The sequence below is a fragment of the Prevotella disiens genome, from assembly GCF_900454955.1.
GTDB classification, from domain to species: Bacteria; Bacteroidota; Bacteroidia; order Bacteroidales; family Bacteroidaceae; genus Prevotella; species Prevotella disiens.
The window spans coordinates 684453-704074 of record NZ_UGTL01000001.1 but is presented as its reverse complement, the minus strand read 5'-3'; the positions used below and the strand labels follow the sequence as shown (position 1 = coordinate 704074).

The window sequence follows — 19622 nt, the reverse complement described above, 5'->3', positions numbered from 1 at the left end:
TATAAAATGGAAAAGAATATCATCAACGAATTTGAACAGACCATAAAAGATGATTTATACCAATATTTATTGTTGCACAAGGAAGTAGATGAGCGTCTGCCAGAGGCTCCCGACCTTGACGAACTTTGGGTAAAGATAGTCGAAGCTTATATGCCTGATGCCATTCGTGAGTTTCCTGCCTATCCAACAGTTGCCCTCGGCTGGATAATGTATGTGGGTATGGCTCTTGCAAAATATTGGGACGAAGATTGGGCTTTATATAGTAAGGTGGAAAACCTGTATGCCTATCTTCGCGACCAAACCGATTTCGACCATACGGACGACTATATCCGTGAAAAAGTGCTATTGCTTTCTGCTGACGAGGCGCAAAGTTTGGAGCAACTCGTAGGCGAATGTGCTGCACGAACTTACAATAAATTGCGCCGCTTAAATGTGGAACCTGGCACAAAAGAGGCTTTCAAAGCCTTTGTAGCTGCCCTTCATCAACTCTATAATTTTGGTGTTGCAATGGAACTCAAACGTTTAGGCTATAAAATGACCGCCATACAATAACCCTTTTAAAAACTACTAACATGGAAGAACTAAAATGCCCGAAATGTGGAAGTGTATTTACAGTGAACGAAGCCGACTATGCTTCGATTGTAAGTCAAGTAAAAACCGATGAATTTCATCGTGAAATAGAACGTCGATTAAGTGAGTTGAACGAGAAACATGCTGCCGAAACCGAACTCGAAAAGTCGAAAGTGGAACAGAAATTCCAATCAGAGCTCAACAAACGAGAACAAGAATTGGCGCGTAAAGATGCTGAAATAGACCATGTAAGAACTGAACAAATGGCTGAAATAGCACGCCTTAAAGCTGAAATAGCCAACATGAATAGCCTTAAAAAGAGTGAGGTCGCTTTAGCAAAAGTGGACAAAGACAAGGAAATTTCCGACTTAAAAGCCCAATTAAAGGAGTATGAGGCTGCAAAGCAAATTGCGATTATGCAAGAAAAAGAGCGGGCTTCGGCTGTCCTTCAAGAGAAGGAACGCAAGATAGAACAACTTCAATCGGAGGCAAAACTCCATTCGCAAGAGGCTCAACTCAACGAAGTGGCACTCAAAAAGAAGCATTCTGACGATATGCAACGTATGCAAGAAATGGTCGATTACTACAAGGATATGAAGGCAAAGCTGTCTACTAAAATGGTAGGGGAAACGCTTGAACAACACTGTGCTACCCAGTTCGGACAATTTTTGCGTCCTATTATGCCTACAGCTTACTTTGAAAAGGATAACGATGCAAGCGATGGCACAAAAGGAGACTTCATTTTCCGTGATTTAGAGGATGGTCTTGAATATGTTTCCATTATGTTTGAAATGAAAAACGAAATGGACGAAACCGCCACAAAGCATAAAAACGAAGATTTTTTAAAGAAACTCGACGACGATAGGCGCAAGAAGAATTGCGAATACGCAGTATTGGTCAGTTTATTAGAGCCTGATAGCGAACTTTATAATGGTGGAATTGTTGATATGTCGCACCGCTTTGAGAAGATGTATGTCATTCGTCCGCAGTTCTTTATCCCTCTGATTACGCTCCTGGTGCAAACTTCAAAAAAGAGTTTAGACTATAAACGACAACTCATTGCAGCACAAAGTAAGGAGGTAGATGTTACCAATTTTGAAAATAAGATTGAAGATTTTCGTTCGAAATTCATGCGCCATTACGAGCTACATTCTAAGAAATTTACAAGTGCTATTGAGAGTATTGATGCTACAATCAAGAAACTCCAAAAGGTGAAAGAGGAACTTCAGAGTTCTGAAAACAATCTCCGCTTGGCCAATCAGGACACGGAAGACCTTACAATTCGTAGACTCACTTATAAAAATCCAACGATGAAAGCCAAGTTTGATGAGGCTCGTGAACTGTCAAAAGGGTAAATCCATTCAAAAATCTAAACGTAATAGAAGTTTGGGAGGCTAACATCATAAAGCAAAAGCAATAAGGGCGTGTTTGATTACACGCCTTTTCTTTTTAATCAAAAAGACTTATAACACCCTTTTTTATGTTTTTAAAGAAGTCTGTCCAACTATTTGACTTCTCTTTTTGCGGTGTTGCTGACTTTGTAACAGGTTTGTTGGTAGGCATTGTTGCAGACTTTTGCCCCACTTTTTGGTTTCTTTTTTGCGTTGTTGCCGTTCTCGTTTTCTTTGGGTGCAACGTTGTTTTAACCTTCCTTTGTATTGTTTTTGGTTTATCGTCTTTCCCTTCTGCTTCCCATTCAGGTATAAATTCGTAGCAAACACCCGCTAAACCATATTCCACTTCAGGTACTTGCAAAACATTTTGTTCAGAAGTATATGGAATTTCTACATCTTTTGGCATTACTTCCACCTTTATATAAGCCACGCCTGCCGATAGCATTCCTAATTCTCGTGCTGCTGCATAAGATAAATCTACAATTCTTCCCTTTATAAATGGTCCACGGTCGGTAACTCGCACAATACATGAGTTACCATTTTTTGTATTTGTAACCCTTAGTTGTGTTCCAAAAGGCAATGTTCTATGGGCGCATGTGAAATCGTTACGGTCGTAACGTTCGCCATTGCTCATCTTTCTTCCGTGCAAACTATTACCATAATAAGAGGCTTTACCGCTTGATTGTGCATAGAGCGCAGTCGAAGCCGTAAAGCCTATTATAGTTGTTGTTACTACGAGGAGATTTCTAAATTTATCCATAAGCGATTTTTATCAGTCCCCCCTTAGTAATGTATTTTTTAATCCCTCCCACTTTGTTGTGGGAGAGATTGGAGAACCTTATTAGATTACACCTTGTTCAAGCATAGCCTGAGCTACCTTCATGAAACCAGCGATGTTAGCACCCTTAACGTAGTCAATTGTACCATCTTTTTGTTCACCGAACTTAACGCATTGTTCGTGGATACTTTCCATAATCCATTGCAACTTGTCGTTTACTTCAGCAGGAGCCCAGTTCAAGTGAGCAGCGTTTTGTGTCATTTCAAGACCAGAAGTAGCTACACCACCAGCGTTTACAGCCTTACCAGGTGCGAAGAGGATACCGTTCTTTTGGAAGTAGTGGATAGCACCTGGTTGGCAACCCATGTTTGAAACTTCGCAGCAGCACCAGCAGCCGTTCTTAACCAATTCTTTAGCGTCGTCTTCGCTAAGTTCGTTTTGGAATGCACATGGAAGAGCGATGTCAACAGGAATGCTCCAAGCCTTCTTACCAGCTGTGAACTTAGCTTGACCTGGGAACTTAGTAGCCATATCTTCTACCTTGTTGCGGTTAGAGCTACGCATTTCGAGCATGTAGTCAATCATTTCCTTTGTGATACCTTCTGGGATTTCGCAAACACCATCAGGACCAGAGATTGCAACAACCTTACCACCGAGCTCTGTAGCTTTTTCTGCAGCACCCCATGCTACGTTACCGAAGCCAGAGAGAGCAATCTTCTTACCCTTAATATCTTTGCCAGCCTTCTTGAGGAGGTGCATTGTGAAATAAAGAGCGCCGTAGCCTGTAGCTTCTGGACGGAAGAAAGAACCACCCCATGTCAAACCTTTACCTGTGAGCACACCTGTGTGGTATTGACGAGTAAGTTTTTGGTACATACCGTTCATGAAACCAATTTCGCGACCACCAACACCTACGTCACCAGCAGGAATATCTTGGTCTGGACCGATATTGTGGCGGAGTTCAAGCATGAATGCTTGGCAGAAACGCATGATTTCAGCGTCTGACTTACCAACTGGGTCGAAGTCTGAACCACCTTTACCACCACCCATAGGCAATGTTGTAAGTGCGTTCTTGAATGTTTGTTCGAAACCGAGGAACTTCAACATAGAAGGTGTAACTGCCTTGTGGAAACGGAGACCGCCTTTGTATGGGCCAATTGCGCTATTGAATTGTACGCGATAACCAAGGTTAGTTTGAACTTTACCGCTATCGTCAATCCATGTTACACGGAAAGTGAAGATACGTTCTGGTTCAACCATTCTTTCAATAATCTGAGCCTTTTCGAACTCAGGGTGTTGGTTGTAAACTTCCTCGATAGATTCGAGAACTTCTTGTACTGCTTGCAAGTACTCAGATTCACCTGGATGTTTTTGTTCCAGGGTCTGCATGATTTTTTTGACTTCCATAGTAATTTTGAAAATGTTTATGTTAGTGTTTGTCTTTCTAAACTATACCGCAAATTTATTCAAATTAAATCAGAATGCCAAATAAAACCCCATATTTTTGGATACTTCCTAACAATTTTTAAAGTCTCGTTGCTTTTATTTTTTATTATCAGTTTGCAAAATAACAAATTAATAATCAGTTTTGCAACTATAAGCAAAGTTATTGCCTCATATTTTGAAATTTTTGTTTTATTTTAAGTTTTACCAATGAACAATTGGTCATTTCTTAGTTGTTAATCTTTTTAACGTTATAAATTGCGGTTCGCTTGACTTTCTTTGCGGATAGAAGGAACACTTACTACACCTTTCTGATTTGAAAAGTGGAATGATTTTCGTCCTGAAAAATTAAAGAATTATTGGTCAAAATGGTTGTAAATTGTTCTATTATCGGGTTGAAAAGAGAAATGATTAAGGCGAAAATATCACCTTTGTAAACAGTTGATTATGAATTGGTTGCAAAGACCCACCGCTTTTCGATTTAAAAACCTATTGTTTTGCACTTCAAAACAGCCTATTTTGAAGCGCAAAATAGGCACTATTCGTTTTCATAACGAGGAGTTGTTTGTTCTTTTTCCGCATAAGTTAAGGAATAGAGCGTAAAAACGAACGAGAAACATGGCTTTTTTTTCAATTATAGTGGATAAGAGCCGAGAGATAGCCTCATTGGACAATCTACTATATTATATTAAGGTGGAAAAGAAAAATTTTATTTCCTCAAATCCGCAACTTAACTTTTCAACGTCCTTCTTGCGTGTACACATCCTCTCATTACTGAATTTGCAGATAATTAGAACTGAAATCCCCCACTTCAGCCTACAACATCCCCTTACCCCACAATGCGACTTGAGGCAATACGCAGTATCATACCCATAAATTGTAGGCGTTATCCAAAATCTGTCTGGAACACATCCGCGTAAGCATTGTTACAAGTATAGATATTCAGCACATACTGCCTTGATGTCCTGATCCACTTTGCTGGTACAGAGACAAACCTGAAGACAAGCGCTTTTATGCGGCTTGTTGTATTGAGTCCGAACCTCTTTACATCAAGTCTTTGGATAATGGCCTTGTAGAAGTTACGGATAAGTGCTGTAAGAAGAAGGAACACGGTGTTCTCTGCCATGAAGGATTTGGGCAATCGGTCCCATCCGAAACCATTGTTCATATCATCGAAGATACGTTCCTTTCCCCCTCGAAGGTTATAGAACTCGACAATCTCTCTTACGGAAGATACATAGTCGTTAGTCAGGATACAACGGTATGTGTATTCTCCTTCCCAGAGAACCAATACACCATCCAACCGTTTCTGTCTTTGAATCACAAGTCGGTATGCTTTACCCTTCCACTTTTCAATAAGGATAGAGTTCAATTCGAACTCAATGCCATTGATTTCCTCAGTTTTCCAACCTCTGAGAGCAAAGATTTCATTGTAGAGCGAACTGCAGCGGTTTGCGCGGATATAGAAGGATTTGCAGTGTTCCTCTACTTCTTCTACGATTTCCTCGGAACATGATCCACAGTCAGCTCTGAAACGATTGATAGTAAGGCCGTTCTGTTCAAATCTCTCAAAGAACCTCTTCAGCGTGTCCTTCTGATGAAAACGAACATTTGTGTTGCCATCGCTATTCTCAATGCCAACGATTAAGTCGCCAATAACCGCCACGCCAGGGCGATAACCAGGGAACTTCTTGTATGTAGTCGTCCCTCAAGAACTCGACTTACAACCCGCAAAAGGTATTGGATAACACCTTTGTTTCATTAAAGTTGGAATCCACTCCTTGGATACTCCATTTTATCATGGTTCGAATAAGGCACAAAAGAAACCGCATGGCTCTTTTGAAGTTGAATGCAGCCGCAGCGAGCATCACGTTGATGGCATCACCCAAGAGACCCTTATAGAAGTTTCTCCCCAATCGATGATCTGCTTTGCAGTGCCCTATGACAGGCTCTATTCCTGCTCTCTTGCGGAAGAACCTTTGTTTTTTCTTTTTCGTGTGTGGCGAGTCGCTTGCCTTGGGAACGCCGGGTATCATGATGTTCGTCTCTCCGCACGTTTCCTGCCCGCGATACCCTCTATCCCCCGCGAGTCTTTTGATTTTCCTGCCATAGACCCTGCCGACCTGCTCCATTGCCTTGTCTATCGTATGACCGTCGTATTCATTGCGGAAAGATAATGCACCGACAATGAGACCATTCCACAGTCTGACAAGGGAGACTTTATTGCCGAACTCGTATTTCTTGTGGTCCTTCCCCTTGCTGATGCACAACACGTCCGGCTCATGAAGGGAGTAGATCTTATGACCGTCCCTTCTCTCGCCGTTAACGAACTTCATGCAGACCTCAATACGTTCTTGGTAAGAGTTCTCAGGGGGCAAATTCCGAACCAGCTCGCGCAACAGCCTTCCGGCGATGGTGCGCATCCGACGATCGGCCTTCCTTACCTTGGCTGAACTGTTCTTCCTGCCACGGAAACGCTGCACAAGCTTAAGTCTCTTGATTTCCCTGGCATAGCTTTGGCGCACCTTGAGGTGCTCTGCATGAGCCACGTCGCGGCAGAAACCGATGATTTTATTGAGGAGTTTCGAATCCGTGGGGAACGTGACGTTCTTCTCCTGCACGGTAGAGTCGATAAAGGCTGTCTGCTCGGTGTCGGACTTGCGTCCACGACCGTCCTTGCCGTCATTTCTGTTTTCATTCTCTTTCCGCTTGTCGTCAAGCAGCAGATTTACCCGGATGCTCTCCTTGAGAATCAACTCCATACCCGCTTCGCCAATGCGATGGCGGAACTCCACGAGTTCCGTCGGTACGCAAGGTTTGGCGATGGTGAAGGATTCCATTCCGCAAAAATACTGGTAGTAGGCGTTCTCCGAGAACTGTTCCACGACGCTCTCGTCCGAGACGTTGCGAATATGCTTCAGCACTATAAGACCGACCATCAGGCGGATAGGCTTGGCCATGCGTCCGTTGTCCTTACAGTACAAGGGGGCAAAGGAACGCTCAAAGGTTTCCCAATTTATCAGATTGGCAAGTTTGTACATTGGATGGGTGGGATTGAGCATGGATGCCAAGTCCCAAAACATTGATACCTGATGGGTGTTGGATGGAGATTTATACATTGTTGATTTGCAAGATTTTACCATGCAAAGATACAAAAACTTGTAGATATATACAAATAATAGAAAGGCTATTTTATTGATAATCAATAGGTTATTTACTTTTCAAGGGACGACTATGTAGGCTTTGCATCATACTTCTCTGTCTCTATGAACTGATGGTCGAAATCAACATCATACATCTCGTCCTCTTTCAGTTGGCCAGATGCAAACATACAATTGAGCAGTAAAGTATTGAGAGTGTCAGCCGTGTTGAAATCGTAGTTCTTACCCGTATCTGACGTGTATGAGATGTTTTCTTGCGTCAGCTCCTTTATCGCTCTGAGGATAGTATCAGAGCTACAAGTTCGAAGTGTCGGATGAAGCGAGAGATGGCTCATCAAATGAGTAGTGACATCCTCAACACATGAGCCACCACAGAAGTAGATACTCATGAGTGAACGGATGATTTCGCTGTACTGATAACCGAATGATCTACACCTTAGACCGAGGGTCGAGGCGATTACAGATGACAATGTGGAGTCAAATTGCTCCATGATTGAAAATATTCCTCCAAAAGGAGTGAGTTTATCGGATTTAATATGTATTTTTGCCATGCCATATCAGAGTTTTGCTTGCTTGTTTTGCAACACTAAGATAAGTGAATTCTTTGACATGGCAAAATCCTGGGCAACTTTTTGTTGCTCAGGTACTTAAAAAGTTTAAGTTATAATAGTGTTGCGGAATTAAGGTATTTTTGAAAAATCTTTATTATCTTTGCAATATGAATCATGATTTAAACAAATTATATAGCAGTCGCATCACTGAATTAAGCAACACGATAGGAAGTTTGCGCACTAAAAGTCGTGGATTTATTGTTTCCGAAATTGTTTCTTTTGGTGTTGCCATCGGTTTCGTAGTGCTTTTTACAATCCTTGAAAATGCTTCGTGGACACTTGGGGCAGCTTTGTGCGCCTTGTTTTCCTATTTTTATATCCGCAATTTAGATACCAAGAACGATAAGAAAATAGCCGAAGCAGAGGCATTGAAGATGGTTTATGAAAAGGAAGTGGCTTACGGAGAAGGCGATTATTCGTGCTTTCCATCGGGAGACCAATACGTTCAACCTACCCATGCGTTCACTTACGACCTTGATGTATTTGGTAATGGTTCATTATTCCAGCGCATGAATCGCACGATTTCGTTGGGTGGAAGCGATTGTTTAGCCGAATCACTGTCGGGAGCGTGGGAGGAAATGCCTGTTACGGAACTAAAAAAACATATCAATGCACGCATTGAAAGCATTAAAGAGTTATCGGAAAACGAACCTTTTTTGGCACAATTTAAAGCACAAGGGGTTGAAAGACAAATCGACACAACTGCTATTCGTAAAGCTTTTAGTAGCATTCATACGCTGAAAATATCGAATTTATTTGCCAATAGAGCCTTTCGCATTTTCCTTTATGCCGACCTTGTAGGCTTTTATCTTAGCATTTTCCTTTCAATAGGCAACTTTTTGCCTGCTTTTATGCCGTTGTGGTGGGCTATATTCAACTTCTTTCTTGCCACTTTTTGTGCTAATCCATACATTAAACTCATCAATGAAGTTATTTCAAAGCTCAAAAATCAAGTGCGTGGCTATGTAAATATGGCAGCCCTCATAGAGCAACAAAAGTTTGAAACACCCTATTTGTGCGAATTAAAAAGCAACTTATCGGGTGCAATAGAATCGTTTAGTCAGCTGGAACGCATACTGCAAAAGATTGATAACCGTAGCAACGAAATTGGTATTGTACTGTTCAATTGCTTCGGACTACTTGATATTACCATTGTTCGACACTTTTTGCGTTGGCAACGCACCTACAAACCCATTACCGACCAATGGATTAAGACCGCCAGCCTCTTCGATGCGCTCGTATCAATGGCTACTTTCCGTTTGAATGAAAATATAGCTAACACGGCAATAATCGTAGATGATGGCGGTGTAGCCTACTCGGCACGCTCCATTTACCACCCGTTTTTGGGCAAAAAAGCCGTGCGCAACAACTTCGATATAAAGGATAAAGAGTTTTATATCATTACAGGTGCAAACATGGCAGGAAAGAGTACTTTCCTTAGAACGTTGGGTGTGAACTATATTCTTGCTATGAACGGGTTGCCAGTGTTTGCTGATGAAATGCGCATCTCCCTCTTTCATTTGTTCACTAATATGCGAACCACCGATGACCTTACGCATGGCATCTCCTATTTCAATGCTGAATTGCTCCGCTTAGAACAGTTAATAAGTAATTTAAAGCCTGATACTCCAAGTTTAATCATACTTGATGAAATTTTGAAAGGTACTAATTCGTTGGACAAACTCAATGGTTCACGCCTCTTTTTGGAGTATATTTCAAAGCGAAATGTTACAGGTGTTATTGCTACACACGACTTAGAACTATCCAAATTAGAGGAAGAAAATCCACAACGCTTCCATAATTATAGTTTCGAAATAGAACTTGGAACCGATGTAACCTATACTTATAAAATAGGGAAAGGAGTGGCACGCAACCAAAATGCGACGTTCTTATTAAAGCGTATCCTACATTAGAAACCGTGCAACGAAGATTACAAAGAAAATAATTTGGCGTGTTATTGAGCCAACTTTGTCTGAAGCATAACAAAAATGATTTGAAACACAGATTAGAAAGTAGGAGTGAAAGTTTCAATCCTACTTTTTTTGTAAAAGAAACAGGAAGTTCTCCCCCACTAACCTTTCTATTTGTAGCTGCAAACTGCCACAAACAAAACATAAAGAGGACAATTATCTTTATTGTTTAGAAAGAAAAAACCAACCAAGCGGGCTGCTTGATTGGCTTTTTATTATTTATAAATGGTAGGAAACGCTTATTCGGCAGTTTCTTCCATAGTCTTAAAGTATTCAAGTTCCTTGCAATCGAATGCTTTAATGTAGGCTGTGCAACCTGCAACCTCTTCTTCTGTCATACGAACAAATACGTTTGCCGATTTTTTAAACAACTCTGGTGCTTTGCTTGTATCTTGAATCAAAAGCAAACACTCCACAATGCCAGCTGTCATGTTATACAAACGGCGTGCAAGGAAGTCGATAGTATCTTGGCATTCGCTTGCTTTTACCTTTTCCAAAGCCTCTTCGTAAAGCGCAATCATACGTTCTACACGAGTTTTTAAGTCCTTCATGCAGTCGCAAACGTTCTCTTCCAACATTTCTTTCATGATGTTCAAGTACGTTCCGTTGATAATGTAGCGCACAGCAGCCACTACTTGCAACTGGGTTGTCCCCTCATAGATAGAGAAAATGCGTGCATCACGATACAAACGTTGGCACTTATACTCCATGATGAAGCCCGAACCGCCATGAATAGAAATAGAGTCGTAAGCGTTTTGGTTGGCATATTCAGAGTTAATACCCTTTGCCAACGGTGTGAAAGCGTCAGCCAATCGCTTGTATTTCTTCATCTCTTGACGTTCCTCAGCGGTGAGTTTTTGGTCGCGAGCAATATCTTCCAATGCTTTATAAATATCAACATAGCGAGCCGTTTGGTAGAGAAGTGAACGACCAGCATCGAGTTTTGCCTTCATACGCGATAGCATATCGTAGACAGCAGGGAAGGTCATGATTTTCTTTCCAAACTGTGCACGCTCTTTAGCATAGTTCAATCCCTCTTTGTAAGCCTCGCTTGCAACACCTACACTCTGCGCTGCAATGCCCAAACGAGCACCATTCATGAGTGCCATAACGTATTTAATGAGTCCCATTTTGGTATCTCCGCAGAGTTCAGCCTTAGCATTTTTGTAAACCAACTCGCAAGTTGGTGAACCGTGAATACCGAGTTTATGCTCAATATGGCGAACATCTACACCGCCATTGCGCTTATCGTAAATGAACATAGATAAGCCACGACCATCGTGAGTTCCCTCTTCCGAACGTGCAAGCACGAGGTGTATATCAGAATCGCCGTTGGTAATGAATCGTTTTACACCATTCAATCGCCAGCAATTCTCCTTTTCGTCGAATGTAGCTTTGAGCATTACACGTTGCAAATCAGACCCTGCGTCAGGTTCAGTCAAGTCCATTGACATGGTTTCGCCGTTGCAAATGCGTGGAATATACTTTGCTCTTTGTTCGTCATTTCCAAACTCGTAGAGCGTATCAATACATGATTGCAACGACCAAATGTTTTGAAAACCGCCATCAGCAGCAGAAATCATTTCTGAAAGCATAGAGAATACCACATTAGGGAGGTTCAATCCACCATATTGGCGTGGCATGCTAACACCCCAAAGACCTGCTTGACGTGTGGCTTTAAGGTTTTCGTAGGTTTTACTTGCATATTGCATACGATTATCAACCAAATGTGGTCCTTCCAAATCAACAGATTCAGAATTTGGTTCAATCACGTTTGCAGCTACATCGCCCGTAATATCGAGTATGCGTTTATAGTTTTCGATAGCGTCCTCATAGTTTACAGGCGCATCTTCATATTTATCTTTGTCAGCAAAGTTGCGCTCTTTCAGCTCAACAATACGCTTCATCAGAGGGTGATTCAAGTGGAATTCAATCTCTGGTTGGTCAGTATAATAATTTGCCATTTTAGTTTTCCTCCTTTGTTACTTACTGTTTTGCTTGTAATACTTTAACATTTTTGGCAACACTTCGCCCACATCGCCGTTGATAACATAGTCGGCAATTTGGTTGATAGGTGCTTCAGGGTCGTTATTAATAGAAATAATGATGCCCGAATCCTGCATACCTGCGATGTGTTGGATTTGCCCTGATATGCCGCAAGCGATGTAAACCTTTGGGTGAACGGTAACTCCTGTTTGACCAACTTGTCGGTCTGTAGGAATCCAACCTGCATCTACTGCGGCACGAGAGGCACCTACTTCAGCGTGAAGCACATCGGCTAATTGGAAAAGTACTTCAAAATTTTCTTTAGAACCTACACCATATCCGCCAGCAACAACGATTGGCGCACCTTTAAGGTTGTTTTGCGCTGCCTCAACGTGGCGTTCTATCACCTTAACAGCGTAAGATTCTGGGCTAACATATTTGCTAACTTCTGGATAAACCACTTCTTTGCGTGCTTCGCCTTCGTACAAAGCCTTTTGCATAACACCAGAACGCACGGTTGCCATTTGTGGTCTGTGGTCAGGGTTTACGATGGTTGCCACGATGTTTCCACCGAAAGCAGGGCGAATTTGGTACAAGATGTTGTCGTAATGCTTGCCAGCTTTCTTGTCGTCATACTCTCCAATTTCTAATTGAGTGCAATCGGCTGTCAATCCAGAAGTAAGCGATGACGACACACGAGGCCCTAAATCACGACCGATAACGGTTGCCCCCATGAGCGCAATTTGTGGTTTTTCCTCATTAAAAAGGTTTACAAGTATGTCGGTATGTGGTGCTGACGTGTAAGGGAACAAGCCTTCGCCGTCGAAAACAAAGAGTTTATCGACACCGTATGGTAGAATTTGGTCTTCCACCTTACCCTTTATACCTGTTCCAGCTACTATCGCATGAAGTTCTACGCCTAATTGGTTGGCAAGTTTACGTCCTTTGGTGAGCAATTCTTGTGATACTTCCTGTACCGTTGTTTGCTCTATTTCGCAATATACAAATACGTTATTCATGATTATCCTATGATTTTCTCGTCCAACAATTCTTTTATTAAGCTATCAATGTCCTCGTCCGAACTTGTAATTGTCTTTGTTTCCTTAGCTTGAAAAACAATGTTCTGAACGGTTTTCACCTTTGTTGGCGAGCCAGAGAGTCCACATTGAGCTTCGTCGCCGTCTACATCGGCTACCGACCATTGATTTAATGTAAGGTAAGGACGTTGTTCGTAGAGTTCAGCCCATGCTTCTTTACCTGTGCGTTCCATCGGACAAGTAGCATATTTGTACTTCATTACGAGTTTCGCGTTACATGGACGAGCAGGCGCAGCCGTACCATTTACGGTAACTACCACTGGCAACGGTGCTTCAACTGTTTCGACACCACCATCAATAACACGGCGAATCGTTGCTTTCCCGTCCTCAACTTTGAGAATTTCTTCAGCATATGTAACTTGATTTAAGCCTAATTTTTGGGCTACCTGTGGTCCTACTTGTGCAGTATCGCCATCAATGGCTTGCCGACCACCGATAACCATATCTACATTTCCAATCTTTTCGATTGCAGTAGCTAAGGCATATGAGGTAGCAAGCGTATCTGCTCCTGCAAACTTGCGGTCGGTTAGCAACCAACCCGTATCCGCTCCACGATATAAACCTTGCCGAATAATTTCGCCAGCACGTGGAGGACCCATTGTTAAAATACCTACTTTTGTATCAGGATATTGTTCTTTCAGTTGCAATGCTTGTTCAAGCGCATTTAAATCTTCGGGGTTAAAGATTGCTGGAAGTGCGGCACGATTAACTGTTCCGTCTGCTTTCATGGCATCTTTACCCACGTTTCGTGTGTCAGGTACCTGCTTTGCAAGTACTACGATGTTTAAACCCATAATATATAATGTGTAGTTTATAATCTGTTGTTTATTAGATTAGAGTAGCAAAAGTACATTTTTTTTATAAATCATACAAATATTCCGCCATTTTTCGTAATTCTTATCTTTATAATGTAATGTGTACTTTGCAAAAGATAGGACTATTTGAAAGAAAATAAAGCACGATTTCGTTTCTTCGTTTATCGTGATTTATACATCGAAAAAGTAGGTTTTAGGGAGTAATTTACTAGAATATAGAACAACGCCTATTTGGTACGTTTTTAAAAACCCTTGTTTTGGAGGTCAAAACAGGCTCTTTTGAGCTTCAAAACCTATTGTTTTTAAAAGCAAAACAATAGGTTTTAAAATACCACTTGTATTGTATTGATTTTCAGATAGATACAAATTGGTCAAAATTTCCGTTATTTTTCAATGAGAAAGTGAAATATTAAAGGCTGAATAAATATAAAAAAACTTTGATAAAACATTTTCCTATAAATCTTATATTTCTTGTTGAAAATCAAGAAATAAGCCTTTTTAACAAAGATATAACATTTAAAACCTCATTTGGTTTGGCATATACAAAATAAAATGTTAAATTTGCAATTAAATAAAAGTATTCAGTATTCACTTTTAAAACATTATATAATATGGCAGTAAATTATAAGAACTTGGGTCTCGTAAATACTCGCGAGATGTTTAAGAGAGCCATTGACGGCGGTTGGGCTGTCCCAGCATTTAATTTTAATAATTTGGAGCAGCTTCAAGCTATCATTACCGCTTCTTCACAAACAAAGTCGCCTGTAATTCTTCAAGTTTCTAAGGGTGCACGTAAGTATGCTAACCAAACACTTCTTCGCTATTTGGCAGAAGGTGCGGTAGAATATGCAAAGGAATTAGGTTGCAATCACCCAGAAATCGTGCTTCACCTTGACCACGGCGACAGCTTTGAAACATGTAAGAGCTGTGTAGACTTTGGTTTCTCATCAGTAATGATTGACGGTTCTTCACTTCCATACGAAGAGAATGTAGCTTTGACTAAGAAAGTTGTTGAATATGCACACCAATTCGATGTAACTGTAGAAGGTGAACTCGGCGTATTGGCAGGTGTTGAAGACGATGTTGTTGCAGAAGAATCTCACTATACACGCCCTGAAGAAGTAGTTGATTTTGCTAAACGCACAGGTTGCGACTCATTAGCCATCTCTATTGGTACTTCTCATGGTGCTTATAAGTTCACACCAGAGCAATGCACACGCGACCCAAAGACAGGCAAATTAGTACCTCCTCCATTGGCTTTCGATGTGTTAGAGGCTGTAGAAAAGGAACTTCCAGGCTTCCCTATCGTGCTTCATGGTTCTTCTTCTGTACCAGAAAAGTATGTTGAAATCATTAACGCAAATGGTGGTAATATGCCAAATGCTATCGGTATTCCTGAAGAACAACTCCGTAAAGCTACTAAGAGTGCTGTATGTAAGATTAACATCGACTCTGATTCACGCCTTGCATTTACCGCTGGTGTACGCGAAACAATGAAGGCTCACCCTGAATATTTCGACCCACGTCAATATTGTGGTAAAGCTCGTGAGTATATGACCGACCTTTACGCTGAAAAGATTAAGAATGTACTCGGTTCAGACAACAAGTTGGCTAACCTCGACTAATTCTTTCATTGATATAAACAAATAAAAGCGATAGCTTCTTTTGGGGCTGTCGCTTTTTAGTTTCCACGAACTTAATTCATAAAATGAAGAAAAAAATAACACTTCTTTTACTCTTCCTTTCAATAGTAGGAGTGAAAGCACAAAACAATGACTTTTGGATTTACCTTGCAATAGGTCAAGGTAACATGGTTGGTACGGCAAAAGTAGAAGCCAAAGAAGCTACTGTAAACGATAATTTTGTAGTGATGCAAACTGAAAATGCTGCCTCTACTCAATTAGGTACATGGAAAAAAGCCGTTTCGCCTATTGTTTCTCAAAAAGGAGGCTATGGCTTTTTGGAGGCTTTTGGCAAGACGATGTTGGAAAATACCAAAAATAAGAAAATAGGTGTGGTTGCTGTAGCTGATGAAACTTTCCCTATGGCAGCTTACGACATAGAAGTTTCGCATGATTTCGTGGCTAACAAAACTGACGAAAAGACGAAAGCTGCGTTAGAAAGATATGGCAATAACATTTACGGACGACTGATTGATATGGCACGATTGGCTCAAAAAGATGGTGTTATCAAAGGTATTTTGCTCCAACAAGACGGCAATGACACTTACAACAACGCATGGTTGCAACGTGTAAAGAAGGTTTATTATCGTGTTTTAAATGATTTATCGTTAGACTCTACCAAAGTTCCTTTGCTCATAGGTGAAGTTGGGCGTTCAGAAGTAGGCGGAAAATATGCAGAAGCCAATAAAACAATCGGTAAAATGCACGCAGTTTTGCAACATAGTTTTGTCGTTTCTGCTAAAGATTGTGCCTTAGCGGTTGATAAAGTACATTTTACAGAAGACGGATACAAGCAGTTAGGTCGTCGTTTTGCTCTAAAAACATTGCAAGGAATGGGTTTTGAGTTATCTGATACCCATAAATCGAGCCAATCAACACATACAAAAGTGCAGTCGTCAGTCATTGAAGTAAATGTTCAAATTAGCGATAAGGGCATACTTACAGCTACGGCTACTGAGCCGTTGGTCAAGGTTTCTGTTACCGATACCAATGGAGCGAGCATAAAAGAAATAACTTTGCCAGAACCTTCTAAGGAGTTTACAATGGATTTGAACGAACTTCCGCAAGGTCAAATCATTGTAGCGTTCCATGCAATTGATGGAGAACAGTCGTTTACGATTAGTAATTAAGGAGAAATTTATAAAATAAAAAAACATGCTCTTCGAAGTTTAAAAACTTAATGTTTCCGAAACTTCACAGAGTATGTTCTTTTATTTATTTTCGATAGGAAAGAAAAACGTGAGTTGCCTATTTAAATACCTATTTAGACCTCTTTCTTTAGGCTTATTTTCTAATCCTTTAAACGCTTAAAAGCATCGGGCAAATAGTCAATAATATCACTTGCGATGAGACTTTCCTTGCCTAAATCCTTCGCAGCAAGGTCGCCAGCCAATCCGTGGATATACATTCCCAATGCGGCAGCGTCTTCTTGATGGTAGCCACGTGCTAAAAAGGCAGTGATAATACCCGTTAAAACATCGCCACTCCCAGCTGTTGCCATGCCGCTATTGCCTGTCGTATTGAACAAAATATTACCATTTGGCAAGCAAAGCGCACTGTTATGTCCCTTTAATATAATGTAGGCGTTGGCAGTTTGTGCCATGTTTTGCGCCTTTTCCAGTCGCTCGTAGTCGCTATTCGATGGCGTTCCGTTCAATCTATCAAACTCGGCTGCGTGTGGAGTCATAATAATTCCCTTTGGCAATTGTTGCATCCATGCTCTGTGAGAAGCCAACATGTTGAGTGCATCAGCATCGGCAACGATTGGGCATTGCGCTCTTCTTAGTTGCGAAATCATTGCAATCGCTGTATTTTCTTGCTGTCCTAAGCCTGGACCTATGCCCAATGCGTCAATATCCTCCATGTCTACCGCTTCCGAAAAACACGTTTCTTCGTAATCCATCTGCATTACTGCTTCTGGAACCGCTGTTTGCATGATGTCGTAATTTCTTCTTGGTGTATGTACGATAACCTTTCCGACACCAGCTCGCAAGCATGCACGTGTAGCAAGTATAGCTGCCCCCGCCATTCCGTAACTTCCAGCAACGAGTAATGCTATTCCCATTGTACCTTTGTGGGCAAAATCATTGCGAGGAAGTAGTTTTTTTCGTACGTCGGCTTCGTCTAATGTTAAATAATGTGCATTGGTTTTCTCGATAAACTCTTCGCTTAAACGAATGTCAAGCACCTTTACTCTGCCCAAAAACTGTTGCGATTCACCTAAAAGGAACGCCAACTTTTTTTGATGAAGGGTAAGTGTGAGGTCGGCTTGTATGATGTTTGCACGAACATTGCATGAATTATCCTCTGCCAACAAGCCCGATGGCATATCGATACTTACAACTTTCGATGGACTTTGATTGATGTATTTTACTAAAGAAGCAAAACCTCCAGCCAACGATTTTTTTAGTCCTGTGCCAAACAAACCGTCAATCACCAATGTATCGGCAGTAAGCTCAGGAGGGTCGAAAGATACTTTTACTTCGGTAAAGTCATTGAAATGCTTTGTTTGCAACAATCGGTTTTTATTGGTCGTGCAATCTTCTGAAAGATGATTCGAAATATTGAACAGAACCACCTTTACCTTATAACCCTCGGCTATCAGCAATCGTGCCACAGCTAATGCATCTCCACCGTTGTTTCCAGAACCTGCAAATACTACGATTGGTGTAGTATCACTCCATTCTTCTGTAATGGCATGAGTGATAGCTTTGGCAGCTCGTTCCATTAAATCAATCGACTTAATCGGCTCGTGTTCTATTGTATATTGGTCAAGCTCATGAATCTGAGCACCCGTAAATATCTTCATATATGTCGCAAATTTACAAAATAAATGCTAAACGAATTGTTTTGTTTGGTTTAATTTTCGTAATTTTGCCCAAAATAACTGATTTAGCATAATGAGTCGCATAACAATTAAAGATTTAACATTCGAAACATCAATCCCCGAAGCTACCATTTTGGAACGAGTGGAACGCGTTGCTGAAAAGCTAAATAAGGACATGGCAGACAAAACTCCATTGTTCCTTGCGGTTTTAAACGGTTCGTTTATGTATGCTTCTGATTTGATGAAGTTCATCAATATCCCTTGCGAAATATCGTTCGTTAAGGTGGCTTCTTATGCCGGTACGGAGTCTTCGGGAAAGGTTACGGAGGTGATTGGATTAAATGAAGATATAACTGGTCGTGAAATTGTCATCGTTGAAGACATCGTTGATACGGGGCATACGATGGAACGCATGTTGGAAATTTTAAAGAAAAAGAATCCTGCCAATATTCATATCAGCACATTGCTCCTTAAACCGGGCAAATTGCAAGTGCCTTTGGATATAGAATATGCAGCAATGGAAATACCAAACGACTTCATCGTTGGCTATGGCTTGGACTACGACCAGCAAGGTAGAAACTTAAGAGACATTTATACTTTAGTACAAGAATAATGAAAAATATTGTAATTTTCGGTGCTCCGGGTGCAGGAAAAGGCACACAGAGCGACAAAATGATTGAAAAGTACGGCTTCGAACACATCTCAACTGGTGATGTTTTGCGTGCTGAAATTAAGAATGGTACAGAACTTGGTAAAACTGCTAAGGGCTACATTGACAATGGTCAGCTCATTCCTGACGAACTTATGGTAAATATCCTTGCCAGTGTTTACGATAGTTTTGGAACAGAACACAAAGGTGTTATCTTTGACGGATTCCCACGTACAACTCCACAAGCCGAGGCTTTGAAGGATATGTTGAATGCTCGTGGACACAAGATTGCAGCCATGATAGAACTCTTTGTGCCAGAAGAAGAACTTATGAAGCGTCTTATTCTTCGTGGAAAAGAGAGCGGTCGTTCTGATGATAATGAAGAAACTATCAAGAAACGCCTCAACGTTTACAACACTCAAACTGCCCCATTGATTGACTGGTACGAGAAAGAAGGCGTTCATCACCACGTGGAAGGTATTGGTACAATCGATGAAATCTTTGGTCGCATCGTAAAAGTTATCGACGCATTATAATACGAAATAAAGATGATAGGCATCGGACTGGAGCTGTAACAGGCTTAAATAAAGTCCGTAACCTATCATTTTTTTATTGAAAATAGTTCATTTTTATGGATTT

General features: G+C 41.1%; 14 protein-coding genes and 2 pseudogenes. 7 read left to right on the top strand and 9 right to left on the bottom strand.

All coding sequences use genetic code 11. The features are described 5' to 3' along the window. Positions 1–6: 6 nt before the first annotated feature. Together DYI03_RS03110 and DYI03_RS03105 are read left to right on the top strand one after the other, a co-directional pair. Positions 7–552: a hypothetical protein gene (locus DYI03_RS03110; RefSeq protein ID WP_021669679.1), complete on the top strand. Its 546-nt coding sequence runs from the start codon at positions 7–9 to the stop codon at positions 550–552. A 20-nt stretch (positions 553–572) separates the two neighbouring features. After that, on the top strand, positions 573–1925 hold the full coding sequence (locus DYI03_RS03105) for a DUF2130 domain-containing protein (protein WP_021669678.1): 1353 nt from the start codon (positions 573–575) through the stop codon (positions 1923–1925). A gap of 94 nt (positions 1926–2019) precedes the next feature. On the opposite strand, the gene DYI03_RS03100 is transcribed toward DYI03_RS03105, so the two are convergent. The 5 genes and pseudogenes from DYI03_RS03100 to DYI03_RS03075 all read right to left on the bottom strand — a co-directional run. After that, complete coding sequence (locus DYI03_RS03100; protein ID WP_021669677.1) at positions 2020–2724, bottom strand: septal ring lytic transglycosylase RlpA family protein; 705 nt, start codon at positions 2722–2724, stop codon at positions 2020–2022. Between the two features lie 81 nt (positions 2725–2805). Beyond that, a complete protein-coding gene (gene gdhA / locus DYI03_RS03095) occupies positions 2806–4149 on the bottom strand; it encodes an NADP-specific glutamate dehydrogenase (protein WP_004358195.1) in 1344 nt (447 codons plus the stop codon). A gap of 922 nt (positions 4150–5071) precedes the next feature. Continuing rightward, positions 5072–5884, bottom strand: a pseudogene (locus DYI03_RS03085) (IS1380 family transposase); the annotation flags it as partial. A 22-nt stretch (positions 5885–5906) separates the two neighbouring features. Further along, positions 5907–7304 carry an IS5 family transposase gene (locus DYI03_RS03080; protein WP_025064898.1) on the bottom strand — a complete coding sequence of 466 codons (1398 nt, stop codon included), beginning with the start codon at positions 7302–7304 and terminating at the stop codon, positions 5907–5909. Positions 7305–7420: 116 nt separating this feature from the next. Next, positions 7421–7897: pseudogene (locus DYI03_RS03075) on the bottom strand (IS1380 family transposase); the annotation flags it as partial. 167 nt (positions 7898–8064) lie between these two features. Between DYI03_RS03075 and DYI03_RS03070 the strand changes: the two are divergent. After that, positions 8065–9870, top strand: a complete 1806-nt coding sequence (locus DYI03_RS03070; protein ID WP_021669193.1) for a MutS-related protein — start codon at positions 8065–8067, stop codon at positions 9868–9870. Between the two features lie 296 nt (positions 9871–10166). Here the strand turns inward: DYI03_RS03070 and DYI03_RS03065 are convergent, their stop codons facing one another. From DYI03_RS03065 to DYI03_RS03055, 3 genes are read right to left on the bottom strand one after another with little or no spacing between them, the layout of a single operon-like run. Further along, complete coding sequence (locus tag DYI03_RS03065) at positions 10167–11891, bottom strand: acyl-CoA dehydrogenase family protein (protein ID WP_021669192.1); 1725 nt, start codon at positions 11889–11891, stop codon at positions 10167–10169. 18 nt (positions 11892–11909) lie between these two features. Continuing rightward, positions 11910–12932, bottom strand: a complete 1023-nt coding sequence (locus DYI03_RS03060) for an electron transfer flavoprotein subunit alpha/FixB family protein (RefSeq protein WP_004358203.1) — start codon at positions 12930–12932, stop codon at positions 11910–11912. A 2-nt stretch (positions 12933–12934) separates the two neighbouring features. After that, positions 12935–13804 carry an electron transfer flavoprotein subunit beta/FixA family protein gene (locus DYI03_RS03055; RefSeq protein ID WP_021669191.1) on the bottom strand — a complete coding sequence of 290 codons (870 nt, stop codon included), beginning with the start codon at positions 13802–13804 and terminating at the stop codon, positions 12935–12937. Positions 13805–14436: 632 nt separating this feature from the next. Here DYI03_RS03055 and DYI03_RS03050 point away from each other — a divergent pair. Together DYI03_RS03050 and DYI03_RS03045 are read left to right on the top strand one after the other, a co-directional pair. After that, on the top strand, positions 14437–15450 hold the full coding sequence (locus tag DYI03_RS03050; RefSeq protein WP_021669190.1) for a class II fructose-bisphosphate aldolase: 1014 nt from the start codon (positions 14437–14439) through the stop codon (positions 15448–15450). An 83-nt stretch (positions 15451–15533) separates the two neighbouring features. Next, positions 15534–16637, top strand: coding sequence for a sialate O-acetylesterase (locus DYI03_RS03045; protein ID WP_021669189.1), 1104 nt, complete (start codon positions 15534–15536; stop codon positions 16635–16637). A gap of 161 nt (positions 16638–16798) precedes the next feature. On the opposite strand, the gene DYI03_RS03040 is transcribed toward DYI03_RS03045, so the two are convergent. Beyond that, on the bottom strand, positions 16799–18316 hold the full coding sequence (locus DYI03_RS03040) for a bifunctional ADP-dependent NAD(P)H-hydrate dehydratase/NAD(P)H-hydrate epimerase (protein ID WP_021669188.1): 1518 nt from the start codon (positions 18314–18316) through the stop codon (positions 16799–16801). Positions 18317–18407: 91 nt separating this feature from the next. Between DYI03_RS03040 and hpt the strand changes: the two genes are divergently transcribed. After that, a complete protein-coding gene (gene hpt / locus DYI03_RS03035; RefSeq protein ID WP_021669187.1) occupies positions 18408–18947 on the top strand; it encodes a hypoxanthine phosphoribosyltransferase in 540 nt (179 codons plus the stop codon). After that, entirely contained in the window at positions 18947–19519 is a 573-nt protein-coding gene (locus DYI03_RS03030; protein WP_004358207.1) for an adenylate kinase, read from the top strand. Before hpt ends, DYI03_RS03030 begins: the two co-directional genes overlap by 1 nt. Positions 19520–19622 lie beyond the last annotated feature (103 nt).

Bases quoted from the DNA above. Each gene is read 5' to 3' on its own strand.
- DYI03_RS03045 (WP_021669189.1), top strand. From the start codon at position 15,534: ATGAAGAAAAAAATAACACTTCTTTTACTCTTCCTTTCAATAGTAGGA.
- DYI03_RS03065 (WP_021669192.1), bottom strand. From the start codon at position 11,891: ATGGCAAATTATTATACTGACCAACCAGAGATTGAATTCCACTTGAAT.
- DYI03_RS03080 (WP_025064898.1), bottom strand. From the start codon at position 7,304: ATGTATAAATCTCCATCCAACACCCATCAGGTATCAATGTTTTGGGAC.
- DYI03_RS03105 (WP_021669678.1), top strand. From the start codon at position 573: ATGGAAGAACTAAAATGCCCGAAATGTGGAAGTGTATTTACAGTGAAC.
- DYI03_RS03070 (WP_021669193.1), top strand. From the start codon at position 8,065: ATGAATCATGATTTAAACAAATTATATAGCAGTCGCATCACTGAATTA.
- DYI03_RS03100 (WP_021669677.1), bottom strand. From the start codon at position 2,724: ATGGATAAATTTAGAAATCTCCTCGTAGTAACAACAACTATAATAGGC.
- DYI03_RS03060 (WP_004358203.1), bottom strand. From the start codon at position 12,932: ATGAATAACGTATTTGTATATTGCGAAATAGAGCAAACAACGGTACAG.
- DYI03_RS03055 (WP_021669191.1), bottom strand. From the start codon at position 13,804: ATGGGTTTAAACATCGTAGTACTTGCAAAGCAGGTACCTGACACACGA.
- DYI03_RS03030 (WP_004358207.1), top strand. From the start codon at position 18,947: ATGAAAAATATTGTAATTTTCGGTGCTCCGGGTGCAGGAAAAGGCACA.
- DYI03_RS03050 (WP_021669190.1), top strand. From the start codon at position 14,437: ATGGCAGTAAATTATAAGAACTTGGGTCTCGTAAATACTCGCGAGATG.
- DYI03_RS03040 (WP_021669188.1), bottom strand. From the start codon at position 18,316: ATGAAGATATTTACGGGTGCTCAGATTCATGAGCTTGACCAATATACA.
- hpt (WP_021669187.1), top strand. From the start codon at position 18,408: ATGAGTCGCATAACAATTAAAGATTTAACATTCGAAACATCAATCCCC.
- gdhA (WP_004358195.1), bottom strand. From the start codon at position 4,149: ATGGAAGTCAAAAAAATCATGCAGACCCTGGAACAAAAACATCCAGGT.
- DYI03_RS03110 (WP_021669679.1), top strand. From the start codon at position 7: ATGGAAAAGAATATCATCAACGAATTTGAACAGACCATAAAAGATGAT.